The sequence below is a fragment of the Pseudomonas putida genome (assembly GCF_028682455.1).
GTDB lineage: Bacteria > Pseudomonadota > Gammaproteobacteria > Pseudomonadales > Pseudomonadaceae > Aquipseudomonas > Aquipseudomonas putida_AA.
This window is the reverse complement of sequence record NZ_JANHLD010000002.1, coordinates 977,292-1,003,316: the sequence shown is the minus strand read 5'-3', so window position 1 is coordinate 1,003,316 and position 26,025 is coordinate 977,292. Positions and strand designations below refer to the sequence as shown.

At 64.1% G+C, this 26,025-nt stretch carries 29 protein-coding genes; 15 read left to right on the top strand and 14 right to left on the bottom strand.

What is annotated here, in order from left to right; translation table 11 throughout:
- Positions 1 to 73 precede the first annotated feature (73 nt).
- The 7 genes from NPS58_RS15090 to NPS58_RS15060 form a co-directional block, all read right to left on the bottom strand.
- Positions 74 to 1,750: an MFS transporter gene (locus NPS58_RS15090; RefSeq protein ID WP_274116155.1), complete on the bottom strand. Its 1,677-nt coding sequence runs from the start codon at positions 1,748 to 1,750 to the stop codon at positions 74 to 76.
- A 210-nt stretch (positions 1,751 to 1,960) separates the two neighbouring features.
- Entirely contained in the window at positions 1,961 to 2,326 is a 366-nt protein-coding gene (locus tag NPS58_RS15085) for a VOC family protein (RefSeq protein ID WP_274116154.1), read from the bottom strand.
- 70 nt (positions 2,327 to 2,396) lie between these two features.
- Positions 2,397 to 2,951: a nucleotidyltransferase family protein gene (locus NPS58_RS15080; protein WP_274116153.1), complete on the bottom strand. Its 555-nt coding sequence runs from the start codon at positions 2,949 to 2,951 to the stop codon at positions 2,397 to 2,399.
- Between the two features lie 55 nt (positions 2,952 to 3,006).
- Positions 3,007 to 4,566 carry an MFS transporter gene (locus NPS58_RS15075; protein ID WP_274116152.1) on the bottom strand — a complete coding sequence of 520 codons (1,560 nt, stop codon included), beginning with the start codon at positions 4,564 to 4,566 and terminating at the stop codon, positions 3,007 to 3,009.
- The gene (locus tag NPS58_RS15070) at positions 4,563 to 5,654 is read right to left on the bottom strand and encodes an HlyD family secretion protein (RefSeq protein WP_274116151.1); all 1,092 of its coding nucleotides are present in this window, start codon (positions 5,652 to 5,654) and stop codon (positions 4,563 to 4,565) included. Before NPS58_RS15070 ends, NPS58_RS15075 begins: the two co-directional genes overlap by 4 nt.
- Before the next feature lie 69 nt (positions 5,655 to 5,723).
- A complete protein-coding gene (locus NPS58_RS15065; RefSeq protein WP_274116150.1) occupies positions 5,724 to 6,137 on the bottom strand; it encodes a cupin domain-containing protein in 414 nt (137 codons plus the stop codon).
- A gap of 32 nt (positions 6,138 to 6,169) precedes the next feature.
- Entirely contained in the window at positions 6,170 to 6,925 is a 756-nt protein-coding gene (locus NPS58_RS15060) for an SDR family oxidoreductase (RefSeq protein WP_274116149.1), read from the bottom strand.
- A 241-nt stretch (positions 6,926 to 7,166) separates the two neighbouring features.
- Here NPS58_RS15060 and NPS58_RS15055 point away from each other — a divergent pair, with 241 nt between their 5' ends.
- On the top strand, positions 7,167 to 8,726 hold the full coding sequence (locus tag NPS58_RS15055) for a winged helix-turn-helix domain-containing tetratricopeptide repeat protein (RefSeq protein WP_274116148.1): 1,560 nt from the start codon (positions 7,167 to 7,169) through the stop codon (positions 8,724 to 8,726).
- A gap of 132 nt (positions 8,727 to 8,858) precedes the next feature.
- Entirely contained in the window at positions 8,859 to 9,212 is a 354-nt protein-coding gene (locus NPS58_RS15050) for a DUF1428 domain-containing protein (protein WP_274116147.1), read from the top strand.
- 42 nt (positions 9,213 to 9,254) lie between these two features.
- Here NPS58_RS15050 and NPS58_RS15045 read toward each other — a convergent pair whose 3' ends face one another.
- Both NPS58_RS15045 and NPS58_RS15040 read right to left on the bottom strand, forming a co-directional pair.
- Positions 9,255 to 10,880: a methyl-accepting chemotaxis protein gene (locus NPS58_RS15045; protein WP_274116146.1), complete on the bottom strand. Its 1,626-nt coding sequence runs from the start codon at positions 10,878 to 10,880 to the stop codon at positions 9,255 to 9,257.
- Between the two features lie 139 nt (positions 10,881 to 11,019).
- A complete protein-coding gene (locus tag NPS58_RS15040; RefSeq protein ID WP_274116145.1) occupies positions 11,020 to 11,931 on the bottom strand; it encodes an AraC family transcriptional regulator in 912 nt (303 codons plus the stop codon).
- Positions 11,932 to 12,036: 105 nt separating this feature from the next.
- Here NPS58_RS15040 and NPS58_RS15035 point away from each other — a divergent pair, with 105 nt between their 5' ends.
- From NPS58_RS15035 to NPS58_RS15010, 6 genes are all read left to right on the top strand, one after another.
- The gene (locus tag NPS58_RS15035) at positions 12,037 to 12,594 is read left to right on the top strand and encodes a carboxymuconolactone decarboxylase family protein (protein WP_274116144.1); all 558 of its coding nucleotides are present in this window, start codon (positions 12,037 to 12,039) and stop codon (positions 12,592 to 12,594) included.
- Between the two features lie 50 nt (positions 12,595 to 12,644).
- On the top strand, positions 12,645 to 13,706 hold the full coding sequence (locus NPS58_RS15030; RefSeq protein ID WP_274116143.1) for an acyl-CoA dehydrogenase family protein: 1,062 nt from the start codon (positions 12,645 to 12,647) through the stop codon (positions 13,704 to 13,706).
- Entirely contained in the window at positions 13,703 to 14,548 is an 846-nt protein-coding gene (locus tag NPS58_RS15025; protein WP_274116142.1) for an ABC transporter ATP-binding protein, read from the top strand. The genes NPS58_RS15030 and NPS58_RS15025 overlap by 4 nt, the downstream gene beginning before the upstream one ends.
- On the top strand, positions 14,514 to 15,713 hold the full coding sequence (locus NPS58_RS15020; RefSeq protein ID WP_274116141.1) for an ABC transporter substrate-binding protein: 1,200 nt from the start codon (positions 14,514 to 14,516) through the stop codon (positions 15,711 to 15,713). The genes NPS58_RS15025 and NPS58_RS15020 overlap by 35 nt, the downstream gene beginning before the upstream one ends.
- Positions 15,713 to 16,468, top strand: coding sequence for an ABC transporter permease (locus NPS58_RS15015; RefSeq protein WP_274116140.1), 756 nt, complete (start codon positions 15,713 to 15,715; stop codon positions 16,466 to 16,468). Before NPS58_RS15020 ends, NPS58_RS15015 begins: the two co-directional genes overlap by 1 nt.
- A gap of 107 nt (positions 16,469 to 16,575) precedes the next feature.
- Complete coding sequence (locus NPS58_RS15010) at positions 16,576 to 16,764, top strand: hypothetical protein (RefSeq protein ID WP_274116139.1); 189 nt, start codon at positions 16,576 to 16,578, stop codon at positions 16,762 to 16,764.
- A 4-nt stretch (positions 16,765 to 16,768) separates the two neighbouring features.
- Here the strand turns inward: NPS58_RS15010 and NPS58_RS15005 are convergent, their stop codons facing one another.
- The 3 genes from NPS58_RS15005 to NPS58_RS14995 form a co-directional block, all read right to left on the bottom strand.
- Positions 16,769 to 17,815: a class I SAM-dependent methyltransferase gene (locus NPS58_RS15005; protein ID WP_274116138.1), complete on the bottom strand. Its 1,047-nt coding sequence runs from the start codon at positions 17,813 to 17,815 to the stop codon at positions 16,769 to 16,771.
- A 95-nt stretch (positions 17,816 to 17,910) separates the two neighbouring features.
- A complete protein-coding gene (locus NPS58_RS15000; protein ID WP_274116137.1) occupies positions 17,911 to 18,507 on the bottom strand; it encodes a DUF4157 domain-containing protein in 597 nt (198 codons plus the stop codon).
- Positions 18,494 to 19,048, bottom strand: a complete 555-nt coding sequence (locus NPS58_RS14995; protein ID WP_274116136.1) for a TetR/AcrR family transcriptional regulator — start codon at positions 19,046 to 19,048, stop codon at positions 18,494 to 18,496. Before NPS58_RS14995 ends, NPS58_RS15000 begins: the two co-directional genes overlap by 14 nt.
- 90 nt (positions 19,049 to 19,138) lie before the next feature.
- On the opposite strand from NPS58_RS14995, the gene NPS58_RS14990 reads away from it, so the two are divergent.
- The 4 genes from NPS58_RS14990 to NPS58_RS14975 all read left to right on the top strand — a co-directional run bounded on the left by NPS58_RS14990 (position 19,139) and on the right by NPS58_RS14975 (position 22,104).
- Positions 19,139 to 19,870 carry an SDR family oxidoreductase gene (locus NPS58_RS14990; RefSeq protein WP_274116135.1) on the top strand — a complete coding sequence of 244 codons (732 nt, stop codon included), beginning with the start codon at positions 19,139 to 19,141 and terminating at the stop codon, positions 19,868 to 19,870.
- 30 nt (positions 19,871 to 19,900) lie between these two features.
- A complete protein-coding gene (locus NPS58_RS14985; RefSeq protein ID WP_274116134.1) occupies positions 19,901 to 20,491 on the top strand; it encodes a 2-hydroxychromene-2-carboxylate isomerase in 591 nt (196 codons plus the stop codon).
- Positions 20,492 to 20,596: 105 nt separating this feature from the next.
- A complete protein-coding gene (locus tag NPS58_RS14980) occupies positions 20,597 to 21,217 on the top strand; it encodes a LysE family translocator (protein WP_274116133.1) in 621 nt (206 codons plus the stop codon).
- A 17-nt stretch (positions 21,218 to 21,234) separates the two neighbouring features.
- Complete coding sequence (locus tag NPS58_RS14975) at positions 21,235 to 22,104, top strand: alpha/beta fold hydrolase (protein WP_274116132.1); 870 nt, start codon at positions 21,235 to 21,237, stop codon at positions 22,102 to 22,104.
- A gap of 111 nt (positions 22,105 to 22,215) precedes the next feature.
- Here the strand turns inward: NPS58_RS14975 and NPS58_RS14970 are convergent, their stop codons facing one another.
- Entirely contained in the window at positions 22,216 to 23,124 is a 909-nt protein-coding gene (locus NPS58_RS14970) for a LysR family transcriptional regulator (protein ID WP_274116545.1), read from the bottom strand.
- 96 nt (positions 23,125 to 23,220) lie between these two features.
- Here NPS58_RS14970 and NPS58_RS14965 point away from each other — a divergent pair, with 96 nt between their 5' ends.
- The 3 genes from NPS58_RS14965 to ycaC all read left to right on the top strand — a co-directional run bounded on the left by NPS58_RS14965 (position 23,221) and on the right by ycaC (position 25,568).
- The gene (locus tag NPS58_RS14965; protein ID WP_274116131.1) at positions 23,221 to 24,111 is read left to right on the top strand and encodes a pirin family protein; all 891 of its coding nucleotides are present in this window, start codon (positions 23,221 to 23,223) and stop codon (positions 24,109 to 24,111) included.
- Positions 24,112 to 24,199: 88 nt separating this feature from the next.
- Positions 24,200 to 24,886, top strand: a complete 687-nt coding sequence (locus NPS58_RS14960) for a hydrolase (RefSeq protein ID WP_274116130.1) — start codon at positions 24,200 to 24,202, stop codon at positions 24,884 to 24,886.
- A gap of 55 nt (positions 24,887 to 24,941) precedes the next feature.
- Complete coding sequence (gene ycaC / locus NPS58_RS14955; RefSeq protein ID WP_274116129.1) at positions 24,942 to 25,568, top strand: isochorismate family cysteine hydrolase YcaC; 627 nt, start codon at positions 24,942 to 24,944, stop codon at positions 25,566 to 25,568.
- Positions 25,569 to 25,573: 5 nt separating this feature from the next.
- Here ycaC and NPS58_RS14950 read toward each other — a convergent pair whose 3' ends face one another.
- Entirely contained in the window at positions 25,574 to 25,990 is a 417-nt protein-coding gene (locus NPS58_RS14950) for a low affinity iron permease family protein (RefSeq protein ID WP_274116128.1), read from the bottom strand.
- Between the last annotated feature and the right edge of the window lie 35 nt (positions 25,991 to 26,025).

The window sequence follows — 26,025 nt, the reverse complement described above, 5'->3', positions numbered from 1 at the left end:
CCTTGCATCACTGGGCAAGCCCGCTCCCATATTCACTCTCGGTGGGAGCGGGCCCCGCGATCAGGCCGCTGGTTCAGATCTGATTGATCTCGCGGTCCTTGGTTTCCGGCAGGAAGAAGGTGCCCAGGATGGCCGTCATCACCGCGATGACGATGGGGTACCACAGCCCGTAGTAGATATCCCCGGTCGCCGCCACCATGGCAAATGCCACCGTCGGCAGAAAGCCTCCGAACCAGCCGTTGCCGATGTGGTAGGGCAGTGACATCGAGGTGTAGCGGATACGGGTCGGGAACAGCTCCACCAGCCACGCGGCAATCGGGCCGTACACCATGGTCACGTAGATTACCAGGATGGTCAGCAGCAACAGCACCATGGGGTAGTTGGTCTTGGCCGGGTCGGCCTTTTCGGGGTAGCCGGCATTCTTCAGCGCCGTGCCCAGGGTAACGGCGAAGGCATCATTCTGGACCTTGAAGTCGGCGGCCGGCATGCCGGTGCCCTCGAAGCTCTGGATCACGTTCTCGCCAATGCGTATCTGCGCGACGGTGCCCGGTTCAGCCTTCTGGTTTTCGTAGGGAATGGCCCGTTTGGCCAGCACGCTCTTGGCCAGGTCGCAGGAGCTGGTGAATTTGGCCTTGCCCACCGGGTCGAACTGGAACGAGCACTGGCTGGGATCGGCAATTACCGTGACCGGGTTCTTCTCCTGGGCAGTGAACACGTCGGGGTTACCGTACTGGGTCAGCGCATGGAAGATCGGGAAGTAGGTGAGGGCGGCGAGGATGCAACCGGCCATGATGATGCCCTTGCGGCCGATGCGGTCGGACAGGCTGCCGAACAGGATAAAGAACGGCGTGCCGATCAACAGCGAGCCTGCAATCAGCAAGTTGGCGGTTTGCGGTTCGATCTTGAGCGTCTGTAGCAGGAAGAACAGCGCGTAGAACTGCCCGGTGTACCAGACCACCGCCTGGCCTGCCGTGCCGCCGAGCAGGGCCATGATCACGATCTTGAGGTTATCCCAGCGGGCAAAGGATTCGGTCAGCGGTGCCTTGGAGGCCTTGCCTTCGGCTTTCATTTTCTGGAACACCGGCGATTCGCTCAGTTGCAGGCGGATGTATACCGAGACAATCAGCAGCAGGATCGACAGCAGGAATGGAATCCGCCAGCCCCAGGCCTCGAAGGCTTCAGTGCCCAGGATGGTGCGGCACGCCAGGATCACCAGCAGCGACAGAAACAGCCCAAGGGTCGCGGTGGTCTGAATCCATGAGGTGAAGTAGCCGCGCTTGCCTTGCGGTGCATGCTCGGCCACATAGGTGGCGGCGCCGCCGTACTCACCGCCCAGCGCCAGGCCTTGCAGCAGCCGCAGGGAGATCAGGATGATCGGCGCCGCTACCCCGATGGTGGCGTAGCTGGGCAGCAGGCCGACAATGGCGGTGGAGACACCCATGATCACAATGGTGATCAGAAAGGTGTACTTGCGTCCGATCATGTCACCCAGGCGGCCGAACACGATGGCGCCGAAGGGGCGAACGGCAAAGCCTGCGGCGAAGGCCAGGAGGGCGAAGATGAAGGAGGTGGTTTCATTCACGCCGGCGAAAAAGTGCTTGGCGATGATCGCAGCGAGGGAGCCGTAGAGGTAAAAGTCGTACCACTCGAACACGGTCCCCAGGGAGGAGGCAAAAATGACCTTGCGCTCCTCCCGCGTGATCCCGCGTTTGGGGGCGCTGCCTGAAGTTGTGTTGTCGATTGCCGCCATGAGTCTTCTCCGTCTTGTTCTTGTAGGCCGGAGCACCTCATCGATAGTGCCGCACCCAGGCCCTGGGGCTGATGTCTGGACTACTGATCGCGCAGATTGTGAACACATGCTGAAGCATAATCAGGTTTGAGTAGATATCCACTCGGGGGTGTCGGCTTGCCCCGCGATGGCACCTGCGATTGCACACGTGCTGCAAGGGCCTCTCACCGATCAATCCACCGGGTTGCTCGACGACCATACGGCCAGTTCATAGCCATCCGGGTCGATGAAGTGAAAACGCCGCCCGCCCGGGAACGAGAAGGTCTCGCGGCTGATGATGGCGCCCGCCGCCCTGAGCCTGGATTGGGTCTGCTCCAGGTCATCGGCGTAGAGGATCACCAGCGGGCCGCCGGGGCGAACGGGTTCGCCCGTGGTGAAGCCGCCGGTGAGCCGACCGTCGCTGAACTCGGTGTAGCTCGGGCCGTAGTCAACGAAGTGCCAACCGAATGCATGGCCGTAAAAGGTTTTGCTGCGGCTGATGTCGCCGACATTGAACTCGATGTTGTCGATCTGGCGGTCTTTGCCTTTTGCGCTCATGGGGCTTCCTTGAGTTGCTTGTAGGGGTGGGGTCGGGGGCTATGGATCGTATCGCGGGGCAAGCCCGCACCTACACGCGCTGCAGCCAGGGCCAGCGGGATTGGTAGCTGCCGGCCTTGGCGGCGAACAGGTCCGGTTGCGGGTTGTTGGGGTTGATCCGCAGCAATCCGTGCGCCACATCCTCCAGGCCGAAAGGCGCATGGACTTCGCCGGTGGTTGGGTCCAGGGCAATGCAGGTCCCGGCAATCAGGTAGCGGTCGACTCCGTCCCTGGCCGACTGCAGCTGCGGGTAAGGCCTGCCGAACCGTTCTCCATACCACAGGTGTACCCGTGCCTGATTACGTACCTCGACATTTGCCCCAAGGTCATGGAAAAGCCGCCCGGCGCGCTGGATCACCTCATCCTCGGCTTCCCAGGACAGGTCCGGGTCGAAGTAGAACACGTCGTAGTCCTTGATGCCCCAGCCAGGATCCTGCTGTGCCTGGTGGTTCCACACCGCCTGGAACAGGCAACCCGCGGTGAGCAGGCACTGATTCACCCCAAGGGCAGGCAGGCGGGCAAGGATCTCGGCGTTGATCGGGTTGGTCATGGCAATGCTGACAAGTGCATCGGCGGTCAATGTCATGGGCACTCCTGTGCAAGGGGAAGGTCCTGGCACACGACAATAGCGCAAAGCGCGGCTATGGGTGACCTGGGGCTGTAGCCTTGGCGTGTCTTGCAAACATGATCTTGATCATCACCAGCACCGGAGCCGCCACCGCAAACAGCAGGGCAACCGCGACAAATGCGGTGTCGAAGGCGATCACCAGCGATTGACCCGACACCACCCGTCCCAACAGGCTGGTCGCAGCCCGGCCCGCAGCCGCCGCATCCATGCCTTTGCCGGCGAGCAGGGCGGTCGTGGTTGCCAGGCGCTCGATCAGGGCAGCGCCACCGGGGGTGACGTGGGTGCCCAGGACCACGGCATTGTCGACGGCACCATGGTCGATCAGCGTCTGTAACCCCGCCACGCCCATCAAGCCACCCAGCTGTCGCCCGGTATTGAACAGGCCAATGCCGTTCGCCAGGTGTCGACGGGAGAGGTCGCTGAACGCAATCAACGTGATCGACAGGAACAGGAACCCCAGGCCCAGGCCACGCCACAGAACGGCTGCCATCATGTCGTCGCTGCCACTTTCGCTGGTCGAGCCCGACAACATCCACATCGCCAGCATGATCATCAGGATGCCAAAGGGCACGGTGGCGAACGGCGCCACCCGGCGTGCCTGAAACAGGTAGGCCGACACCAGCAGCCCGGCGCAAAATACCGCACCGCTGGGCAACAGCAACAGGCCGGCATCGGTGGGGGTGAACGCGAGCACCGAGAGGGCGAATGCCGGGATCAGGTACGCGCTGCCAAACAGGGCGGCACCGGCAACAAAACTGACAATAAAAGCGAACGCAAAATCAGTGGATCTGAACAGGGTGAAGTCGAACAACCGCTTATCACCGGCCAGCAACTGCTGGCCAAGAAACGCCAGCAAGGCAGCTGAGCCGATCATTGCCAGCCAGAGGATGTGCGGCGCTTCGAACCAGTCCCAGCGGCTGCCCTGGCTGAGTACGTAGGTAATGCAAAGCAGGGCGGTGGACATCAATGCACAGCCGATCCAGTCAAAAGGCCGGGCGCGGCGAGCGCTGGGCACGGTCCGGTCGGCGAGCAGGAGCAGTCCGGCGGCCATCAAGGCAAGGGGCACCACACTGAAGAAGATCCAGGCCCACGACTGGCTATCGAGTAACCATCCTTGCAGGGCGGGTGCCAGGGTGGCGGGGGCGACAACGGCGCCCATGGCGAACAGGGCTTGGAGCACCGGCTGGTGGGCGCGGGCATAGGTGCGAAAGATGATGGCCTGTCCTCCCACCAGCACGGTTGCACCGGCAAGGCCTTGTACCGCACGAAGCACCACCAGCATCTCCAGTTGCGCGGTCAGGGCAGCCATGGCGCATGCCAGGCCCATCACCAGGGTGGCCGCCAGGATGACCTGGCGCGGATAGAAGCACCGGAGCCACCAGGGCGCGGTCATGAAGCCGATCAGCTTGAACGCCGTGTAGCCGATGTCCAGCCAGGCAAACTCATCGGGTGTTGCGTAGGTATCGCCGATGATGTCGCCGCGGCCCAGCCCCAGCACGGTGCTGGCGATTGCTTCGGTGAGCGCTGCGAGCACGATACCGGCGAGCAGCAGGACGCTGCCCGCCCGGTTCACGAGCCACCCCCAAGGGCTACCTCGACCCGCGCCGAGAGGCCCGGCACGATGCGTCCGGGCAGGGGATTGCTGGCAAGGCGGATCTTCACCGGTACCCGCTGTACCACCCGCACGAAGTTGCCGGTGGCGTTGTCGGTGGGCAGCAGACTGAAGGCCGAACCGCTCCCTGGTGCGAAGCTGTCGACCACCCCTTGCAGTGCGTCGTCGGGGAAGCCATCGACAGTGATGCGTACACGCTGCCCGGGCTGCAGCTGTTCCAGCTGGGTTTCCTTGAAGTTGGCCACTACCCACACGTCGTGCACCGGGACGATGTCGAGCAGGGCAACGCCGGTGGTCACGTAGCGCCCGACCCGCACCTGGCGATTACCGACGATGCCATCCACAGGTGCCCGCACTACCGTGCTGTCCAGGTCGATCCGGGCCAACTCCCGTGCGGCCTCTGCCTGCATCACGGCGGCCACGGCGGCCTCGCGCTGGGCCACCCGCACGGCAATGGTCTGCTGCTGCGCCTCGACTGACGCCGAGGTTGCCGACACGCTTGCCTGGGCCCTGGAGCGTGCCGCACCGGTTTCGTCGACCAGGGCCTGGCTGACCGCGTTGCTGACGATCAGCTTGCGGCTGCGGTCATGAGTCTTGCTGGCCAGGTTCATGTCGGCGGCGGCCGAACGGTGCTGCGCCTGTGCCTGGCGAATCAGGGCATGCTGCAACCGGATCTGCGCGTCTATGTGGCTCAAGCGCGCCTGGGCTGCACTGACATTGGCCTCGGCCTGGGCCAGGTGCGCACGGTAGTCGCGGTCATCGATCCGAAACAGCACATCCCCGGCGCGCACGGCCTGGTTGTCCCTGACCTCCACCGTGGTGACATAGCCCGCTACCTTGGCGGCAAGCGAGGTGACATCGCCGCGTACATAGGCGTTGTCGGTCGAGGTGCTGGCATCGCTGAACGCCACTGCCCAGCCACCGGCCAGCACCGCCAGGGCGCTGGCGCACAGCAACAGGCCGGCGGCCTTGCGCTTGCGCAGGCCTGGCGTTGCAGGCACCACCTGGGCACCGGGGCCGTTGTCGACACTGCTTGGGGGGGCGTTCATGTTCGTGTGTCCTGTGCAAGGCCTTCGTCCTCGACAAACCTTGGCTGGCGAGGGCGAAGGCGGGTGGGGTCAGGGCTTGACCGGCTTGACCAGCTCCTTCTCGCTACTGTCGAGCACGAACACCGCCAGTAACCGGGCAGGTTCCGTGGCGCTGGCGTTGGCGCTGACGGCGTGGAAGGCACCGGGCTCTTCGACGAAGTGTTCCCCGGCCCGATAAACCTTCTCAGGCGCGTCGCCGACCTTGCTGCGCACCGCGCCTTCAAGCACCGTCGCATAGATGAAGGCCGATTTCGGATGCAGGTGGGCGGGGGAGGCGCCACCGGGGGCATATTCCACCAGCACACCCTTCATGCTCTTGCCCGGTACATTGGGCAGGGCACGGTCGAACACCACGGTGACCTTGCCCGGCTGCGGTTCGGCGGCCCAGGCAGTGCTGACGGCCAAGGCCGCAAAGGTAGCGGCAAGTACGATTCGGCTAAACATGGCAAAACTCCTTTTCAGGTCGGTGGGTAAACTCAGCGTCCGGCCTGGGCCGCGAGCCAGTCCTCGAAACGGATTGCGCCAAGGCGCGGGTTGCCGCTGCCCGGGGTCAGCGACTGATCGTCGAGCTCGGAACCGAAGTAGCGGGCGTGGACGTCCGGGATCACCTTGCGGCTGTCGTCGGTGGCGCGGAAGAAGCGGCGCACCAACTCGTCCATCGGCATGGCCTCGGGGCCTGCGACTTCTGCCGTACCGTTGAGCGGTGCGGCCAGGGTCACGTCGGCCAGGGCCGCCACCACGTCGTCCGAGGCCAATGGCTGGATCAGCGCCGGCGACAGATAGACCTCGTCACCCACGGTGGCCGACTCGGCGATGCCGCCGACAAATTCGAAGAACTGGGTGGCGCGCAGGATGCTGTACGGCATGCCGGAGGCCTTGATCAGGTTCTCCTGGGCGACCTTGGCGCGAAAGTAGCCGTTCTCGGGTTGCCGCTCGCAGCTGACGATCGACAGCGCCACGTGATGGCGAACCCCGGCGGCGGCTTCGGCTGCCAGCAGGTTGCGGGTCGAGGTTTCGAAGAACTCCAGCACGGCCTGGTCGTCCCAGGCGGGGGCGTTGGCGACGTCTACAACAATGTCGGCGCCATCCATCGCCTCGGCCAGCCCCTCACGGGTGATGCTGTTCACACCGGTATTGGGGGAGGCGGCGAGCGCGTCGTGGCCGCGCTGGCGAAGGGTGTTCACAAGTTTCGAACCGATGAGGCCGGTGCCTCCGATAACGACGATCTTCATGGTGCTTCTCCGCGTGCCGACGGCAACCATTGCTGTCGATGTACAAAGCGTGCGCCACCGGGCCTGGGAAGTCCTTGCGCGGGCCTTGGGTTTGTCTTCGGCCTCGCTTGGTTTTCTGTCCAATTTCACTGGCAGCCTTGCCGGACGGTGCAGCGGCCGGCAGGCTGCCGTATTATCGAAAACACCCACCAACACCCGCTCGGACACGGAGTCGAGAGCACTCGACCAAAGGATCCGCACCTTGCAATTCGTGTTTGAAGACTACGTGCTCGACCAGCAGCGCCGGGAGCTGACCCTGCGTGGGCAGGCCGTGGCGGTCGGCCCCCAGGTGTTCGACCTGCTCCTGCAACTGGTCAGCAATGGCGAGCGTGTGGTGAGCAAGGAGGAGTTGCTCAAGGCGGTATGGGGCGAGCGGATCGTTTCCGAATCGACCATCACCAGCCATATCAATGCGGTGCGCAAGGCCATTGGCGATACCGGCGAGGAGCAACGCCTGGTGCGTACCGTCGCGCGCAAGGGCTATCGTTTTGTCGGCCAGATCAAGGTCGAGGAGGGCGATCCGCCGGGCCTCGACTCACCGGCACCGACCATGGTGCTGGCACTGCCAGACAAACCTTCGATTACCGTGCTGCCGTTTCACAACCTTTCCGGCGATGCGCAGCAGGACTATTTCGCCGACGGCGTGGTGGAAGACATCATCGCGGCCCTGTCGCGGTTGCGCTGGCTGTTCGTGATTGCCCGCAATACCAGCTTTACCTACAAGGGCCGGGCAGTGGACGCGCACGACGTCGGCCAGGAACTGGGTGTGCGCTACGTGCTTGAAGGTAGTGTGCGCAAGGCCGGCAACAAGGTGCGCATCACCGGGCAGCTGATTGACGCCACCACCGGTACCCACCTGTGGGCCGAGCGTTTCGAAGGCCTGCTCGATGACATCTTCGAGTTGCAGGACCAGGTCACCGAAAGTGTGGTGGGCGCCATTGCGCCCCAGCTGGAGCGGGCGGAAATCGAACGGGCCAAGCGCAAGCCGACCGACAGCCTGGACGCCTACGACTACTACCTGCAGGGCGTTGCCAAACTGCACAACGGCACCCGCGAAGCCATCGAGCAGGCGCTGGCGCTGTTCTACAAGGCCGTCGAGCTTGACCCCGAGTACGCCTCGGCCTACGGCATGGCTGCCTGGTGTCACTTCTGGCGCAAGTTGAATGGCTGGATGAACGAGCGAGCGCTGGAGATTGCCGAAGGCACGCGCCTGGCGCGCCTGGCGGTGACCCTCGGCCGGGATGATGCCGTGGCGCTGACGCGCGGTGGGCATGCCCTGGCCCACCTGGCCGGTGACGTCGATGGTGGCATTGCCTTGCTCGACCGGGCGCGGCTGCTCAACCCCAACCTGGCACCGGCCTGGTACCTGGGCGGAATTTTGCGGGCATTCCGGGGTGAGACCGATGCCGCCATCGCCGACCTTACCCATGCGGTGCGCTTGAGTCCGCTGGACCCGGAAATGTTCAGGATGCAGATCGGCATGGCCCTGGCGCAGTTCTTTGCCGGGCACTTCGACGCCGCCTGCACCTGGGCGGAAAAGGCCCTGGGCAACCTGCCCAACCTGCTGGCGCCGGTTGCCCTGGCGGCGGCCAGCTATGCGCTCGGTGGCCGGATGGACAAGGCGCAACAGGCCGCCGCGCGCCTGCGCCTGCTGGACCCGTCGATGCGCGTGTCGACCCTCAAGGAGTGGTTGCCGATTCAGCGCCCCGAAGACTTGGCGCGGTTTGCCGAAGGGCTGCGATTGGCAGGATTGCCGGAGTAGGAGCGGGCTTGCCCCGCGTAAAACCCGATACAGCCAGCCCTGCCGTTTGTCGCCGATCGAGCAGCCTTGTCGATTCCCAGGCCCGCAGATCGACTACTGGGCAGACCACCCCCCAACGCAGGAGTAATCACCATGGCTTACGTAGAAGGTTTTGTACTCGCAGTTCCTACCGCCAACCGCGATCAGTTCAAGCTGCACGCCGAAAAGGCGGCGGTGGTGTTCAAGGAGGCCGGTGCCCTGAAGGTCATCGAGTGCTGGGGCGATGATGTGCCGGACGGCAAGGTCACTTCGTTCCCCATGGCCGTGAAGTGCAAGCCGGATGAAACGGTGGTGTTTTCCTGGATTCTCTGGCCCTCGCGCGAGCAGCGCGATGCCGGCTTCAAGCAGGTGATGGAGGACCCGCGTCTGCAGCCAGACCAGAATCCGATGCCCTTTGATGGGCAGCGGATGATTTTTGGCGGGTTCGAGGTGTTGGTGGATGTTTGAGGGCTATTGCGGGGCAAGCCCGCTCCCATAGCGCGGTCAGGGTCAGACCCTGAATCGCCCCACCAGCCCGGTCAGCTCCTGCGCCAGCCGTGACAGCCCCTGGCTGGCTTCCCGGGTTTGCTGCGCCCCCGACGCCGAACGGCTCGACAGTTCGCGGATGTTCAGTAGGTTGCGGTCCACTTCGCGCGCCACCTGGGCCTGTTCTTCTGCAGCGCTGGCAATTACCAGGTTGCGTTCGTTGATTTCGCCAATGGCGCTATAGATGCCTTCGAGCACCTGGCCCGAGGCCTGGGTGATGTCCAGGGTCGACTGGGCGCGCAGGGTGCTCGATTGCATCGAGGTCACGGCCGCTTCGGTCCCTTGCTTGACGCCCGCGATCATCTGTTCGATTTCCTGGGTCGATTGCTGGGTGCGGTAGGCGAGGGTGCGTACCTCGTCGGCCACCACGGCAAAACCTCGCCCGGCCTCGCCGGCGCGGGCAGCCTCGATTGCGGCATTGAGGGCCAGCAGGTTGGTTTGCTCCGACACCGAACGAATCACCTCCAGTACCTGGCCGATGTCGCGAATCTGCCCGGCCAGTTGCTGCAGGCGCTCACTGCTGGTCTGCACGTCACTGGCCATGGCGCGAGTACCGTCGAGGTTCTCGCCGACCTGCTGGCGGCTCTGCTCGGCCAGTTGGTTGGAGGCATTGGCCGCCTGCGAGGTGGACACGGCGTTGCGCGCCACTTCTTCCACTGCCGTGGTCATTTCGGTGACGGCGGTGGCGGCCTGTTCCAGCTCCTGGTCCTGCTGGCGCAGGCTGTGGGTGCTCTGCTCGGTGATGTTGTCGAGCAGCTGGGCCGCCTGGGCCACTTGCGCGGCATAGGCGGTGAACTGGGCCAGGGTGGCACGCTGGCTTCTTTGCATGTGGGCGAGGTTGGCGAACAGCTGGCCGATCTCGTCGCGGGTGGTGACTTGTACGGTGACGCTCAGGTCGTCCTGGGCAAAGCGCTGGAAATGCCCGCTGGCCTCCAACAGAGGCCGCAACACCCGGCGGGCGATAAACCCCCAGCACAACACGGCCAGCAACAGGGTGACCACCACCAGGGCGACGCTCAGAACCTTGGCAGCCTGCAGGCGACGGTCGGATTCGAGCATGATCTGCTGGCTGCGCTCGCTCAACGCGGCCACCAGTTGCTGACGCAAGGCCTGCAGGCGGGCCATGGCATTGCCGGCAGCGGTGTTGACGCCAAAGTAGCGCTGCAGGTCGTTCAGGCGCATCGCTTCGCGCTGGCCGGCCACTGCCTGGGCGTAGGTATCGAAGGTGCGCTGAAGGTCCACGGCCAGGGCGTTGAACGCAGGCTCCCGGGCGTTGGCGACCAGTTCGGCGAACAACCCCCGGCTGTTGTCGATCAACTGCTCGGACATCGCCATGCGCTTGTTGGCGCTTTCGCTATGGCCACCGCTCTGCTCGATGAAACCCGACGACACATTGGCACTGGCGCGGATCGCCATGAGCAGGGCGTTGTTCAACCGGTCGGACTGGTGTGCGGTCTGGTCCAGTTCAGTGATCTGCTGGTCGCTGCCCACCGCCGCGTACCAGGCGCTGAGGGTGGAAAACAGCAAGGTCAGGGTGAACAGCGACAGCACCCAGAACATGCCGGTGCGGATTTTCAAGTCGGCGAACATGCAGGCAGTACTCCTTTGTAGTTGTTATCAGCGCCACCCAGTGCCGGTAATCGGCACCGGGTGGTCTGCTATCGGAGCTGCCGCACGCGGACTTGAGGGCCGAAATCCGCTTGTGTTCGATTACCGCACGATGATTGCGTCAGCGCCCCTCATGCTGGCGTCGGTAGGCGCCGGGCTGCACGCCCATGGCTTTGCTGAAGGCGCGAGTGAAGGCGGCGATGGACTGGTAGCCGACAGCGGCGCACACCTGCTCGACCGTGTTGTGGGCCTTGAGCAACTGGCAGGCGTGGCGCATGCGCAACGCCAGCAGCACTTGCCCCGGTGATTGCCCGGCCAGTTCGCTGAAGCGCTTGAAGAAGGCCGAGCGTGACAGCCCCGTGCAGGCCGCCATGCTTTCCAGCGGCCAGGGGTGTTCGGGATGGGCGATCAGTTGTTCGACCAAGGGGGTGAACTGCGGGTGGCGGGCCAGGGCCACCAGGCCGTTCATGTCGGTGTTGCCCTGGACCTGTTGGCGCAGCACATAGAGAAACAGCAAGTGGCTCAAGCGCTCAAGCAAGGCCGAGGAGGGCGCGGGCTGGCGCTGGCATTCGGCAAGGATCAGCTCGAACAGCGCGGTGGCGGCGCTCAGGGCCGGGTCGCCGGCGCGCAGGATGATCCACTCGGCCAGGCCTTCGATGATCAGCGACGACAGGCCAGGATGAAAATGAAAGAACCCGCACACCAGGCCCACGCCATCGCTGGCGTCGGCATCCAGGGGCAGCATGGTCATGCGCGGCTGGGTGCGGGCGTGCTCGCTGTCAGCGGTATCCGACAATCGATAGGGCAGGTCGCGCAGCAGGAACACCGCGTCACCGGTTTCCAGGGGAATGGCCTCTGGTTGGCCCTCGATGTGCAGCCAGCAATGACCCTGCACGATCAGGTGGAAACTGGCCCGTGCCAGGCCCTGGGTGCTGGCGTGCCAGCCACCGCAATATCGCCCCACATGGAACAGCGTGGCGTCTAGCTCAAGGCTTTCTAATAACCAATCGACAACTGGGCTGGATGAAATCATCTAATGGAAAGACTCAGAAGCAAGTAATAGCGACTCTAGAATATGGAAGGTATTTCTTATAACCAACAGACTTGCGGCACACCCTAGTATGCAGGAGTCCACTCCATGTCGCGCGTCACTCTACACACCTTGCAAAGCGCCCCAGAGGCTGCTCGCCCGTTCCTCGAAAACGCCCAGAAGAACTCCGGGTTCATTCCCAACCTGCTGGGCGTACTGGCCAACGCCCCGGCGGCGCTGGAAACCTACGTGACGGTTTCGGCCCTCAACGGCAAAGCCGAGCTGAGCCTGGCCGAGCGTGAAGTGGTGCAACTGATCGCCGCCACCAACCATGGCTGCGACTTCTGCGTGGCCGGTCATACCGCCGTCGCCCTGAACAAGGCCAAGCTGCCGCAAGAGGTGGTCGACGCCCTGCGTGCACGCGGCGAACTGCCGCAGGAAAAACTCGAGGCCCTGGCCGCGTTCACCCGTGAAGTGATCGCCACCCGTGGCAACGTCAGCGATGCCGGCTACAACGCCTTCCGTGAAGCAGGCTACAGCGAAGGGCACGCACTGGAAGTGATTCTGGGTGTAAGCCTCGCGACGCTGTGCAACTTTGCTAATGTGTTCGCCCAAACCCCGCTCAATGACGAGCTGAGCAAGTACCGCTGGCAGCCTTCGGCATAACGAAACAACGGCGCCAGTGTTCACTGGCGCATTTTTAAAGGAGTAAACCCATGCTCGATCCCGCATTCGCTCAGTGGCTCGACGCCCAGGCCGAAGCGCTCGACCAGGGTCAGTGCGACCCGCAGGCCGTGCTCGGCCAACTGGCGTCGGCCCAGGTGCTGCGCGTCGGCATCGACCAGAACCTGGGCGGTAGCGGTGGCACTGTTGCCGACGCGATCGAAACCGTGGCCCAGGTGGCCAGCCATTCCCTGGCGGCGGCGTTCGTGTTCTGGGGCCAGCGCGCCTTCATCGAATACCTGCTGCAAAGCCCCAATGCTGCCTTGCGCGAGCGCCTGTTGCCACAATTGCTCAGCGGCGAGCTGGCGGGGGCCACGGGCCTGTCCAACGCGATGAAATTCCTGTCGGGTATCGAGGCCCTGCAGGTCAAGGCGAGCCCGGACGCCGGGGGCTGGAACCTTGACGGTCGTCTGTATTGGGTGACCAACCTGCGCAAGGGCGGCTTTGTGGTGGCAGCGGCCATTGACGAGGAGGGGGCCGCGCCTTTCGTACTGGCGATTCCCGACAGCGCTGGCGGGCTGACCCGCTCTGACGACCTGCAACTGATGGGCCTGCAGTCGAGCAACACTGCAGCGCTGAACTTCGAACAGGTAGCGGTGAGTCGCGACTGGCTGCTGCACGAGAACGCCAAGCAGTTCCTGCCGGCGGTACGTCCTGCGTTTCTTGGCTTGCAGTGCGGCATGGCGATTGGCTTGGCGCGGCGCTCCTTGAGCGAAGTCGCGGGGCACTTGCAAGGGGCTCGCTCGCTCCTGGCCGAGGCCTTGAACGTGCTGAACGAGCGTCTGCAGAACACCGTGCACGAACTCAAGCAAGGCGTGCTCGATGGGCGCTTCCTGGCGCAGCCTGCGGCCTTGTTCAAGTTGCGCATCCTCTTGGCCGAAACCGCTGCCGACGCCGTGCAGCTGGAACTGCAGGCCAGCGGTGGCAAGGCTTACCTCACCGCCTTCGGTGCAGGCTTTGCAAGGCGCTGGCGAGAGTCGGCCTTTGTGCCGATCGTGACCCCAAGCCTGGTGCAACTGCGCGCCGAGCTGCACCGCCAGGCGTCGGCAGCATGACCGAGGTGTTGCTCGAAGCCCGCGGGATCGGCCTCGGCTACCCGCGCGAACAAGGCTGGCAAAGCGTGCTGGAAGACTTCGACCTGCAACTGGCGCCCGGGGAGGTAATCACCATCCTCGGCCCCAGCGGGGTCGGCAAGTCGAGCCTGCTGCGCGTGCTGGCCGGGTTGCAGCAGGCGCGCGCCGGCAGCGTCAGCCTGCTTGGCGAGCCCCTGCAGGGGCCGCATCCGCGGCTGGCTGTGGCCTTCCAGGACCCCAGCCTGCTGCCCTGGCTGAACCTTGAGAACAACGTCGCCTTCGGCCTGGACTTTGCCCGTCAACCCAAGCTGAGCGCCACCGAGCGCCGTGCCCGCATCGACCACGCCATCGAGGCGGTGGGCCTGCAGCACGCCCGCGACCAGTACCCGGCGCAGCTCTCCGGTGGCATGGCCCAGCGCACCGCGCTGGCCCGCTGCCTGGCGCGCCAGCCCCAGGTGCTGCTGCTCGACGAGCCCTTCGGTGCCCTGGACGAAGTCACCCGCGCCGACATGCAGCAACTGCTGTTGCAACTGATCGCCCGGCACAACACCGCGGCGGTCCTGATTACCCACGATATCGACGAAGCCTTGCTGTTGTCCGACCGGGTACTGCTACTGGGCAACCACCCGGCGCGTACCCTGGGCCAATGGCACATCGACCTGCCGCACCCGCGCGAGCAGCGGGTCGAGGAGCTGGGCGCGCTGCGTATCGACATCCTCAAAACCCTTCGGCGGGCCAGCCGCACCGAACCCACTCCTGAACCTTTGCCGCTGCCGTCGGAGACTGCCCATGTGCCTGGACGACTTCACCCACACTCGTCGTGACTTCATCAAACTCAGCGCCTTGCTCACGGCAGGTGGTGCCATGCCGCTGCTGAGCAGCCTGCAGGCGCGCGCCGCCAGTGAACCGGATGCGCCGGTACGGATCGGCTACCTGCCGATCACCGACGCCACCCCTCTGCTGGTCGCCCACAACAACGGCCTGTTCGAGGCCGAAGGCATCAAGGCCGAGCGCCCGGTGCTGCTGCGCAGCTGGGCGCAGGTGATCGAGGCGTTCATCTCCGGGCAGGTCAACGTCATCCACCTGCTTTCGCCGATGACCGTATGGGCACGCTATGGCAGCAAGGTCCCGGCCAAGGTGGTGGCCTGGAACCATGTGGGCGGCTCGGGCCTGACCGTGGCGCCGGGCATCACCGAGGTCAAGCAATTGGGCGGGCAGACCGTGGCGATTCCGTTCTGGTACTCGATCCACAATGTGGTGGTGCAGCAACTGTTCCGCGACCATGGCCTGCAACCGGTGTCCAAACCCGCCACGGCGCAGATCGCCGCCAACGAAGTCAACCTGCTGGTGCTGCCGCCGTCCGACATGCCGCCCGCCCTGGCCAGCAAGCGTATTGCCGGCTACATCGTGGCCGAACCCTTCAACGCCCTGGCCGAAGACTTGAAAGTGGGCCGGGTGCAGCGCTTTACCGGTGACATCTGGCGCAACCACGCCTGCTGTGTGGTGTTCATGCACGAGCATGATTTGAACAACCGCCCGGAGTGGTCGCAGAAGGTGGTCAATGCCATCGTCAAGGCCCAGCTATGGACCCGCGATCATCGCGCCGAGGCCGCTGCGCTGTTGTCCAAGGCCGGTCCCAACCGCTACACCCCGCATACCCCGCAGGTGCTGAGCAAAGTGCTGGCACCGTCTGCCGACGACCGCGCGGCCTATATCGCCAGCGGCGCGATCGAGCATGCGCAGTGGGACGAGAAGCGCATCGACTTCCAGCCATACCCGTTCCCCAGCTACACCGAAGAGCTGGTGCGCCGCCTGCAGAACACCCTGATCGAGGGCGACAAGGGTTTTCTGGCCGGGCTTGACCCGCAGCACACTGCCCGCGACCTGGTCGATGACCGTTTTGTACGCAACAGCATCGAGGCGCTGGGCGGGCTCAAGGCGTTCGGCCTGCCGGACAGCTTCGAGCGCAGCGAGGAGTTCGCGATCTGATGGGCAAGCATGTGGTACATGGCGCTCTGGGCGCTGCCGGTTTGCTCGGCTTGTTGCTGGTGTGGTGGCTGGGTGTGCACCTGTTCGGCGAGGCCGATGGCCTGTCGGCGCGCTTCTCGCCCCAGGCCACCTTGAACAGCCTGGTCGAGCTGCTGGGCCAGACAGAGGTGTACGAGCATGTGTGGGTGAGCCTCAAGCGCATCCTCATCGGCCTGTTGCTGGCATTGCTGATCGGCGTGCCGTTGGGCTTGCTGGTGGGCAGCTACCGCCACCTCGAAGCGGCGACCACACCGGCCTTCCAGTTCTTGCGGATGATTTCGCCACTGTCGTGGATGCCGGTGGTAGTGATGCTGATGGGTGTGGGGGACCAGCCGATCTACTTCCTGCTGGCCTTTGCGGCGCTCTGGCCGATATTGCTCAACACCGCCGCCGGCGTGCGTCAGCTCGACCCGCGCTGGTTGCAGTTGAGCCGCAGCCTCAGCGCGACGCGCTGGGAGACCTTGTGCAAGGTGATCATCCCGGGGGTGCTGGGGCATGTGTTGACCGGCGTGCGCCTGGCCATCGGCATTTTGTGGATCGTCCTGGTGCCGTGCGAGATGCTCGGGGTGAGTGCCGGGCTGGGTTATTTCATCCTCGATACCCGCGACCGGCTGGCCTACTCGGAGCTGATGGCCATGGTGCTGCTGATTGGCGTGCTCGGCTACATGCTCGATGCACTGGCGCGTGGGCTGCATCGGCGCTGGGTGCATGCCTGATACCGCCATCGCGGGGCAAGCCCGCTCCTACTGATACAGAACGTGTAGGAGCGGGCTTGCCCCGCGAGCGGTCTATAGTGAAGGCACATCAGCCTTGGTACATCGCTATGGACCTGATCAGTCGAGAACCCTGGTGGCGCGAGCCGCCCAAGCCCGGTCAGCGCGAGCAGGACCTGCACTGGGGTTATCTGGAAATCTACAAGGATGGCCACGCCGTGTTCGTCGACCAGCGCCCCAGTGACAGAGAGCTGGCCGAGCGCAAGAGTTGCCGCAATTTCCCGAAGGCCGAGGACTAGCGCGTTATTTGCGGGCTTCGAGAATCAGGTTGAAGGGTGTTTCTGTCGCCCGCCTGAAGTGACTGAAACCAGCCTCCAGGAACACTGCCCGCAATCGGGCTTCTCCCGCCTGGGCTCCCAGCCCCAGCCCGACTTCCTGCGACAGCGAGTTGGGCGTGCAGATAAAGGTGGACGCTGCGTAGAACAACCTGCCCACCGGCGTACTGTTTTCATCGAGGCTGTCGTTGGCGTAGGGCTCTACCAGCATCACCGTACCCTCGGGTTTGAGCGCCTGGTATGCATGGCGCGCGGCACCTACCGGGTCGCCCATGTCATGCAGGCAATCGAAAAAGCAGATCAGGTCGAAATCATGGCCGGGATAGTCCTTGGCACTGGCCTGGAAGAACTGTGCGCGTTCCGCCACGCCACCTTCGCCAGCGCGCTGGTTGGCCACTGTGATCGACGGGGCGTGGTAGTCGAAACCCAGAAACTGCGAGGCCGGGAAAGCCTGGGCCATGATCACCGTCGAGGCACCGTGGCCGCAGCCAATGTCAGCGACCTTGGCGCCGGCCTGCAGTTTATCGACCACGCCTGCCAGGGTCGGCAACCACTCGGCCACCAGGTGCGCACGGTAGCCAGGGCGAAAGAACCGCTCGGTGCCGCTGAACATGCAAGGGTGGTGATCGCCCCAGGGCAGAGCACCGTCACCGCGCATGGCGGCCACCAGCTTGTCCTTGTCGTGGTAAAGGGCGGCAATTACCGAGGCGCCGCCGGCGACGTACACCGGCGAGTCTTCGATGGCCAGGGCCAGGGCCTGTTCCTCGGGCAGGCGGAAGCGTCCCTCGTGGTGTTCCATGTAGCCCGATGCCGCCTGGGCGCTGAGCCATTCGCGCAGCAGCCGGGCATTGCAGCCGGTCTTGTGCGCGAGCTCGTCGGGGGTGATGTATCGGCTGTCGGCCATGGCCCGGTACAGGCCCAGTTCATCGCCGAGGATCAGGTTGGCCAGCAGGGCGGCGGCGCCCATGTCGTTGACCAGCTTACCCATGAAGTCATTGAGCTTGGCTTCGTCCATTGCGTGTTCTCCTGCAAGAAGTCCAACGTCAACGGGGTCGTCGCAGCAATCGGCAACCTCGGGCCATTTCCCGTGGGGGGACTTTTAAGTGTAGTTCAGCGCGCCTGCCCGGAAGCCCGCTCGCGCAGGGCTTTGCCGACCCTGGCCTGGATCTCGTAGGCCGGTGCCTCCACCGCGTCGAAGTCGCGGCTGTAGCGCCGGGCGAACTCATCCACGCCCCATTGCTGGTACTGCTGCACATGGTGCAGCTCGTGGGCCCAGAGGGCGACGTTGTCCTGGGCGTCGGCCTCGTTGCGAAAGACGATGATGTCGATCAGGGTCACGGCATTGACGTCGGGGTTCTGCAGCACCGCGTTGGCGCTGTCCAGGGCTTGCTGGTCGCCGACCTTGTAGCGTGCGGCATCGAGCACCTGAAAATCGTAATAGGGTTCGAGCTGGGCACGGATGTGCAGCGGAATCGGCAGCACCGTGCCGGCCGCGGCGGTATTGCGCGCCTGCTGCAGGGCCAGGGCCATGGAGCTGCTGGCCATGCGGCCAAGGTCATCGAGCACGGTGCCGGCCTGGCCCGGGTCGAACGGTGAACAGATGCAGGTACCCAGGCAGATCTCGTACTGCCCCTGTGGGCAGGCGGCAAGGGCGTTGAGGGGTAACAGCAAGGCGAGGCCGAACCACAGGGCACTACGGCTGTTCATGCAGGACCCCGGCAAGGAACCCGCGGGAGGCCTGGAGCACTTCCTGCTGGCTGCCTTCGCTGGCCAGCATGCGCGCAATCACCAGTGCGCCTACGCATTGGCTGAGCAGGGCCCAGGCCAGTTTCGGGTCTTCCAGGGTTTGCGCCCAGGCCTGCTGCAGGGCGCACAGCCAGTGTTCGGCTTCTTCACGCACGGGCAAGGGGGCCTGGGCGATTTCGGCGCCCAGCGCCGGAATGGCGCAACCGCCTTCGCGGTTGTGCACATGGGCCAGGCTCAGGTACTGGTCAAGGCAACGCTCGAGCCGCTCGCGGTTCATCGGGTGCTGGGCCATCGGGCTGTGCGACAGCTCGCGACGTACCACTTCGGTGAACAGGTCGTCCTTGGAGGCAAAGTGGTTGTAGAAAGCCCCGCCGGTCAGGCCGATGGCTTTCATCAAGCCGGCCACGCCGGTGGCATTGAAGCCCCCGCGCTTGGCCAGGGCGCCGCTGCTTTCCAGCAGTTTTTGCCGGGTTTGTTCCTTGTGGGTAGTGGAGTAGCGCACGCTAGCGGTTCCCGTGGTGTGCCTTGACGAAGCCAGGATCATAGCATAGCGTTCGTTAACTAAATGATCGTTTACCAATGGAGGCGACAGATGACCCAGGGCAAGAAGGTGGTGCTGGTGGTGGGGGCCGGGGATGCGACCGGCGGGGCGATTGCCAGGCGTTTTGCCCGCGAGGGGTATGTGGCCTGCGTGACCCGGCGCAGCGCCGACAAGCTGCAGCCGCTGGTGGACGAAATCCGTGCCCAGGGCGGCGAGGCCTATGGATTTGGCTCCGATGCACGCAAGGAGGAAGAGGTGGCGGCGCTAGTGGAGCAGATCGAGAGCAGCATCGGTCCGATCGAGGCCTTTGTGTTCAACATCGGAGCCAACGTGCCGTGCAGCATCCTTGAAGAGACCGCGCGCAAGTACTTCAAGATCTGGGAGATGGCCTGCTTTGCCGGATTCCTCACCAGCCAGGCGGTGGCACGGCGCATGGTGACCCGCGAGCGCGGCACCCTCCTGTTCACCGGTGCCACCGCCGGCCTGCGCGGGGCCGCCGGCTTTGCCGCCTTTGCCGGTGCCAAGCATGGCATTCGTGCCCTGGCCCAGAGCATGGCCCGTGAGCTTGGCCCGCGAAACATTCATGTCGCTCACGTGGTGGTGGATGGCGCCATCGACACCGCGTTCATCCGCGACACCTTTCCCGAGCGCTATGCCTTGAAGGACCAGGACGGCATCCTCGATCCTGCGCACATCGCCGACAGCTACTGGTACCTGCATAGCCAGCCGCGCGATGCCTGGACCTTCGAACTCGACCTGCGCCCGTGGATGGAACGCTGGTAAGTCCCCTACAACAAGAAAGGAACCCGTGACATGAGCAAGACCCTCGAATTCTTCTTCGACCTGGGCAGCCCGGCCAGCTACCTGGCCTGGACCCAACTGCCCTGCCTGTGCGCCCGTCATGGGGCGCAGCTGGTGTATCGGCCGATGTTGCTGGGCGGGGTATTCCAGGCCACCGGCAACGCGTCGCCGGCCATGGTGCCGGCCAAGGCCCGCCATGTGTTCATCGACATGCAACGCTTTGCCCGCCGCTATGGCGTGACCCTGGCGTTCCCACCGGGCTTTCCCATCAATACCCTGCACCTGATGCGCGGCGCGGTGGCCGTGCAACTGCACCAGCCGCAGCGTTTCGAAGCCTATGTCACGGTCATGTTCCAGGCCCTGTGGGTACAGCAGCGCAACCTGGCCGACCCTGCGGTCGTGGCGGCGGTGTTGCAGGAAGCAGGGTTTGACCCTGAGCAGTTCCTGGCATGGACGGCCGATGCGGCGGTCAAGGCGGCGCTGAAGGAGGCGACGCAAGAGGCGGTACGCCGAGGCGTATTCGGCGCCCCCAGCTGTTTTGTCGGCGAGCAGATGTTCTTCGGCCAGGACCGCCTGGATTTCATTGCCGAGGCACTGGCGTAAGCAGGACAGTCAAGTGTAGCGGCATTATTTTTTCCAACTGTATGGTTGGGGCAGGGCGGTGCTCCGTTAGTGTCATTACAGCCCTGACCCCTTGGAAAGCCTGCCATGCTCAGCTCACTCGACCTGATAACCGCCTTCGTGCTGTTCGCTTTCGTGTCCTCGATCACCCCGGGGCCCAACAACACCATGTTGCTGGCTTCCGGGGTGAATTTCGGTGTCCGCCGTTCGATTCCCCACGCCCTGGGTATCAGCGTGGGCTTCATGGTCATGGTGCTGGCGGTGGGCTTTGGCCTGGGCGAGGTGTTCAAGGCCTATCCGCCGATCTACACGGTATTGCGCTACGTGGGCGCGGCCTATCTGTTGTACCTGGCCTGGAAGATCGCCACGTCCGGGCCGTTGTCGGTCAGCGATCCAGAAAGCCGCAAGCCGTTGGGCTTCTGGGGAGCGGCGGCGTTCCAGTGGGTCAATCCCAAGGCCTGGGTGATGGCGGTGGGGGCGATCACCACCTACACACCGGCCCAGGGCTACGTCACCAACGTGATCGTCATCGCCACTGTATTTGCCTTGGTCAACCTGCCCAGCGTCTGCGTGTGGGTGATGTTTGGCAGCGCCTTGCGCAGCGTTTTGCAGAAGCCGCGCTGGTTGATGCTGTTCAATGTCCTGATGGCCGCGCTGCTGGTGATATCCCTGTACCCGCTGCTCTTTGTAGAATCGAGCTTTTCCTGACAAGAGCAAGCGGGCACATGCAGTTGATTCCCTGGTCCCATGACACAAGTGCCGGCTTTACCTTGCGCGGCTGGCGCTCACCTGCCAGCGGCAAACCGCTGCTGCATTTTCTTCACGGCAACGGTTTTTGCAGCCTGGTGTACCAGCCTTTGCTGGCACGCCTGGCTGACCACTTCGACCTTTGGTTGTGCGATGTGCAAGGCCATGGCGACAGTGACCACGGCGGCCCGTTCGTGGGCTGGAACCGCACGGCGGAGCTTGCCATCGAGGCCTTCGAGGCCGGTCGCGGCGAGTATGGCGAGGTTGCGCGGTTCGCCGTCGGCCACAGCTTTGGCGGAGTGCTCACGGGGCTGATCCTGGCGTTGCGGCCGCAATTGTTCCAGCGGGCGGTGTTGCTGGACCCGGTGTTGTTCAGTCGCAGGATGATGGGGCTGATGGGGGCTGCCCGGCTGGTGGGTCTGCACGAGCGTCATGCGTTGGCGCGCAAGGCGGCCACCCGGCGCAGCCACTGGCCGGATCGTACGGCGGCGCGGGCGTCACTGGAAGGTCGCGGGATCTTCAAGGGCTGGAGCGAGACTGCGCTGCAGTCGTATATCGAGCATGCCATTGGTGATTGTGGTGAAGGGGTGGTGCTCAAGTGCCGGCCGAGCCGCGAGGTGGAAATCTTCAGTTCGTTTCCGCGGCGGATGTGGGCGTCGCTGACTCGGGTGCAGACGCCTTGCCTGGTGATTTATGGCGAGGATACGTATCCGTTTGTACCGCAGTCGGTGCAGCGTTGGGCGCAGGGTAATCGTCAGGTGACGGCTGTCCAGGTGGCGGGTGGGCATTGCTTCATGCAGGAAGATCCGGCCGCCTGCAGCGAGCGTGTGCAGGCGTTCCTGTTGTAGTCGGATGGCCCTTCGGCGGGAGCGGGCCTGCCCGTGATCGGCCGCACAGCGGCCGTAGGCCAGGCAACCCCGAAAGTGCAGGTTGTGTCGGCCTCTGGCAGGGCACCAGCATCAGGTGATGCCACTGGCTTCAAACTCCGCCGCCAGGAAGTCCAGCAAGCTGCGCACCGACGGCAGCAGGCCCCGCCGCGAGGCGAACACTGCATGCACCACGCCGCACTCCGGCGCCCAGTTCGGGGTTGCGCGCACCAGCCTGCCGGCATCGATGTCGTCGCGTACCACCACCAGCGGCAGGTGCACCACGCCCACGCCGGCAACCGCCGCCTGGCGCAGTACCACCAGGTCATCGGTGACCAGCCTCGGGGTGTGGCGGATGCTCGCGCTGGCACCGTCCGGGCCCAGCAGGTTCCATTGATAGTCCCGTTGCGGATTGCCCCAGTGCAGGCTCGGCAAGCTGCTGAGGTCGGCCGGTACCGGGCGCTCCGGCAAGTGCTTCATCAGCTCGGGCGCGGCCACCAGGTGCTGGGTGCTGCGCGCCAGTACCTTCATCACCAGGTCGCTGCTTTCCAGCGGCGGCACCCGCACGCGCAGGGCGATATCAATGCCTTCCTGGATCAGGTCGACATGCCGGTTGGTGCTTTCGATGTGCAGTTGCACCAGCGGGCACTGGACCATGAAGCGGGTCAGCATCGCCCCCACCCAGAAATCCAGCAAGGCTGTCGGGCAGCTCAGGCGTACCACGCCCTGGGGCTCGGCGCGGTTGCGCTCGATCAGCTCGGCGGCACCCTCGGCTTCCACCAGCATCGCCACGCAATGGCGGTAATAGGCCTGGCCGATTTCGGTGACCGAAAAGTGCCGGGTCGAGCGCTGGATCAGGCGCACCCCCAGGCGCTCCTCGAGGCCGGCGATACGCCGGCTGAGTTTTGACTTGGGCATGTCCAGGGCGCGGCCAGCGGGGGCAAAGCCGCCGTGATCGACCACCTGGGCAAAGTAGTAAAGGTCGTTGAGGTCTTCCACCAGTGTTCTCCATATGGAACGCTGAAGGCAGTTTAACTGATCTACCGCGAATGTCGTTGCGCTCGTAAGGTATATCCATACACGAGAGGAGGCATTCTCATGAAAAAGATCCAAGGCGTTTACAGCAGCCCCAATCCCCATTGGGTTGGCGATGGCTTCCCGGTTCGCAGCCTGTTCACCTACGACAACCTGGCCCAGCACATCAGCCCGTTCCTGCTGCTGGACTACGCAGGTCCTCACGACTTTACCCCGACCACGGCGCGTCGTGGCGTAGGCCAGCACCCTCATCGCGGTTTCGAGACCGTGACCATCGTTTATCAGGGTGAACTGGAGCATCGGGACTCCACCGGTGCCGGCGGCCTGATCGGTCCGGGCGACGTGCAGTGGATGACCGCTGCCAACGGCATTCTCCACGAGGAGTTCCATTCCCCGGCGTTCGCTGCCCAGGGCGGGACCCTGGAGATGGTCCAGCTGTGGGTCAACCTGCCTGCCAGGGACAAGTCGGCCCCGGCCGGCTACCAGACGCTGCTGGCCAGCGACATTCCCACCGTGCCCCTGGGCGCCGGCAGCGGCAGCCTGCGGGTGATCGCCGGTGAGTACCGCGGCCACAAGGGCCCGGCCCATACCTTCTCGCCGATGGATGTCTGGGACCTGCAGCTCAAGCCCGGCGCTCCGCTGCGCCTGCCCAGCGCGTCAGGGCGTAGCACGGCATTGGTGGTGCTGCGCGGCTCGGTGCTGGTCAACGGTGAGCGTGCGGTAGGCCCGGCGCAGCTGGTGCTGTTCGATCGTGCCGGTGACGAGTTGTTGCTTGAAGCACAGACCGAGGCGCTGGTCCTGGTGCTCAGCGGCGATCCGCTGGATGAGCCGATCGTGGGTTACGGCCCGTTCGTGATGAACAGCGAAGCCGAAATTGCCGAGGCGTTCGAGGACTTTCGGGCCGGTCGATTCGGCCAGATGAACGGCCCCAGCGGTCCGCGACACGACAGCTAGTCTCATTAACCCGAAGGTCGCCCGCCAGGGCGGCCATCGACCCGGATTGCGAGCACGACTTGCAATCTTTCCTCAAGGAGAATGTGTCATGAGTACATTTGCCAACGTTGCCAATTTCAATGGCCAGGTCCCGCGTATCGATCCTGAAAACGCTGCGATGCTGCTGATCGACCACCAGAGTGGTTTGTTCCAGACGGTCAAGGACATGCCCATGACCGAGTTGCGGGCCAATGCCATCACCCTGGCCAAGGTCGCCAGCCTGGCCAAGATCCCTGTAATCACCACCGCCTCCGTCCCCCAGGGCCCCAACGGTCCGCTGATTCCGGAAATCCACGAAGCCGCGCCGCACGCCAAGTACGTCGCTCGCAAAGGTGAAATCAACGCCTGGGACAATCCCGAGTTCGTCGCAGCCGTTGAAGCCACCGGCAAGAAGCAACTGATCATCGCCGGCACCATCACCAGCGTGTGCATGGCCTTCCCGAGCATCAGTGCCGTCAATGCCGGCTATCAAGTGTTCGCCGTGATCGACGCCAGCGGCACCTATTCGAAAATGGCCCAGGAAGTGACCCTGGCCCGTGTGATGCAGGCCGGTGTGGTACCGATGGACACCGCAGCCGTCTGCTCGGAAGTGCAGCGCACCTGGAACCGTGCGGACGCTCAGCAGTGGGCCGAGGCGTATAGCGCGGTGTTCCCGCACTACCAACTGCTGATCGAGAGCTACCTCAAGGCGCAACAGGTCGTTACCGAAAACGAACAACTGGATTCTTCGCGCTGATCCCGCAGGGCCGGGGCCATAGGGGCACCGGCCAACCTTCGCAAGGAGTTAGACCATGAGCAAACCCTACGTCCGCCTGGACAAGAACAACGCCGCGGTCCTGCTGGTCGACCACCAGACCGGCCTTCTGTCACTGGTGCGTGATATCGACCCGGACAAGTTCAAGAACAACGTGCTGGCCGTTGGCGACCTGGCCAAGTACTTCAACCTGCCGACCATCCTCACCACCAGCTTTGAAACCGGTCCCAATGGCCCGCTGGTACCCGAGCTCAAGGCACAGTTCCCGCAAGCCCCGTATATCGCCCGGCCCGGCCAGATCAACGCCTGGGACAACGAAGATTTCGTCAAGGCGGTCAAGGCCACCGGCAAGAAACAACTGATCATTGCCGGCGTGGTGACTGAAGTCTGCGTGGCCTTCCCGGCGCTGTCGGCCCTGGCCGAAGGTTTTGAAGTGTTTGTGGTGACCGATGCCTCGGGTACCTTCAATGCCCTGACCCGTGACTCGGCCTGGGATCGCATGTCGCAAGCCGGGGCCCAGCTGATGACCTGGTTCGGTCTTGCCTGCGAGCTGCACCGTGACTGGCGCAACGACATCGAAGGCCTGGGCACGCTGTTCTCCAACCACATCCCCGACTACCGCAACCTGATCACCAGCTACAACACCCTCACCAACGGTAAATAAACCGTTCACTGCTCTGCAGCCGGGCGCTCACGGCGTCCGGCTGCAGTGTCTTGTTCAGGCTCCGGGGATTCGTCACCTTCAGCGCCGATGTCTCGATATTCTTGCAGCAACGTCTTCAGTTGCCGTGCATCCAGGTCGTCAAGATTGAGCATGGCGTTGTGTGCAGCTTTAGTGGCGCGCAACAGCTCGTCGATCTTCAGGTGCAACACGTCGTTGTCGCGGTTCTGGGTGTTCTGGATCAGAAAGACCATCAGGAAGGTGATGATCGTGGTCGAGGTATTGATGATCAGCTGCCACGTGTCGTTGTAGTCGAACCAGGGGCCGGTGGCCGCCCAGATGACGATCAGCACCAACGCGAGTACGAACGTGTGAGAGCTACCGGTGTGCCGGGACATGGCCTGGGCGAAGCGTTCGAATTTCATGGTCGCGATTCCACCGAGATTCCACGGGATAGTTA

Excerpts from the sequence above, each read along its gene's own strand:
- NPS58_RS15090 (WP_274116155.1), bottom strand. The coding sequence starts at position 1,750 with ATGGCGGCAATCGACAACACAACTTCAGGCAGCGCCCCCAAACGCGGG.
- NPS58_RS14960 (WP_274116130.1), top strand. The coding sequence starts at position 24,200 with ATGAGTACATTTGCCAACGTTGCCAATTTCAATGGCCAGGTCCCGCGT.
- NPS58_RS15035 (WP_274116144.1), top strand. The coding sequence starts at position 12,037 with ATGTCGCGCGTCACTCTACACACCTTGCAAAGCGCCCCAGAGGCTGCT.
- NPS58_RS15010 (WP_274116139.1), top strand. The coding sequence starts at position 16,576 with ATGGACCTGATCAGTCGAGAACCCTGGTGGCGCGAGCCGCCCAAGCCC.
- NPS58_RS15040 (WP_274116145.1), bottom strand. The coding sequence starts at position 11,931 with ATGATTTCATCCAGCCCAGTTGTCGATTGGTTATTAGAAAGCCTTGAG.
- NPS58_RS14985 (WP_274116134.1), top strand. The coding sequence starts at position 19,901 with ATGAGCAAGACCCTCGAATTCTTCTTCGACCTGGGCAGCCCGGCCAGC.
- NPS58_RS15000 (WP_274116137.1), bottom strand. The coding sequence starts at position 18,507 with ATGAACAGCCGTAGTGCCCTGTGGTTCGGCCTCGCCTTGCTGTTACCC.
- NPS58_RS15085 (WP_274116154.1), bottom strand. The coding sequence starts at position 2,326 with ATGAGCGCAAAAGGCAAAGACCGCCAGATCGACAACATCGAGTTCAAT.
- NPS58_RS14990 (WP_274116135.1), top strand. The coding sequence starts at position 19,139 with ATGACCCAGGGCAAGAAGGTGGTGCTGGTGGTGGGGGCCGGGGATGCG.
- NPS58_RS15070 (WP_274116151.1), bottom strand. The coding sequence starts at position 5,654 with ATGAACGCCCCCCCAAGCAGTGTCGACAACGGCCCCGGTGCCCAGGTG.
- NPS58_RS15025 (WP_274116142.1), top strand. The coding sequence starts at position 13,703 with ATGACCGAGGTGTTGCTCGAAGCCCGCGGGATCGGCCTCGGCTACCCG.
- NPS58_RS15045 (WP_274116146.1), bottom strand. The coding sequence starts at position 10,880 with ATGTTCGCCGACTTGAAAATCCGCACCGGCATGTTCTGGGTGCTGTCG.
- NPS58_RS14980 (WP_274116133.1), top strand. The coding sequence starts at position 20,597 with ATGCTCAGCTCACTCGACCTGATAACCGCCTTCGTGCTGTTCGCTTTC.
- NPS58_RS15065 (WP_274116150.1), bottom strand. The coding sequence starts at position 6,137 with ATGTTTAGCCGAATCGTACTTGCCGCTACCTTTGCGGCCTTGGCCGTC.
- NPS58_RS15080 (WP_274116153.1), bottom strand. The coding sequence starts at position 2,951 with ATGACATTGACCGCCGATGCACTTGTCAGCATTGCCATGACCAACCCG.
- NPS58_RS15015 (WP_274116140.1), top strand. The coding sequence starts at position 15,713 with ATGGGCAAGCATGTGGTACATGGCGCTCTGGGCGCTGCCGGTTTGCTC.
- NPS58_RS15050 (WP_274116147.1), top strand. The coding sequence starts at position 8,859 with ATGGCTTACGTAGAAGGTTTTGTACTCGCAGTTCCTACCGCCAACCGC.
- NPS58_RS15030 (WP_274116143.1), top strand. The coding sequence starts at position 12,645 with ATGCTCGATCCCGCATTCGCTCAGTGGCTCGACGCCCAGGCCGAAGCG.
- NPS58_RS14965 (WP_274116131.1), top strand. The coding sequence starts at position 23,221 with ATGAAAAAGATCCAAGGCGTTTACAGCAGCCCCAATCCCCATTGGGTT.
- NPS58_RS15005 (WP_274116138.1), bottom strand. The coding sequence starts at position 17,815 with ATGGACGAAGCCAAGCTCAATGACTTCATGGGTAAGCTGGTCAACGAC.
- NPS58_RS15020 (WP_274116141.1), top strand. The coding sequence starts at position 14,514 with ATGTGCCTGGACGACTTCACCCACACTCGTCGTGACTTCATCAAACTC.
- ycaC (WP_274116129.1), top strand. The coding sequence starts at position 24,942 with ATGAGCAAACCCTACGTCCGCCTGGACAAGAACAACGCCGCGGTCCTG.
- NPS58_RS14950 (WP_274116128.1), bottom strand. The coding sequence starts at position 25,990 with ATGAAATTCGAACGCTTCGCCCAGGCCATGTCCCGGCACACCGGTAGC.
- NPS58_RS15060 (WP_274116149.1), bottom strand. The coding sequence starts at position 6,925 with ATGAAGATCGTCGTTATCGGAGGCACCGGCCTCATCGGTTCGAAACTT.
- NPS58_RS14975 (WP_274116132.1), top strand. The coding sequence starts at position 21,235 with ATGCAGTTGATTCCCTGGTCCCATGACACAAGTGCCGGCTTTACCTTG.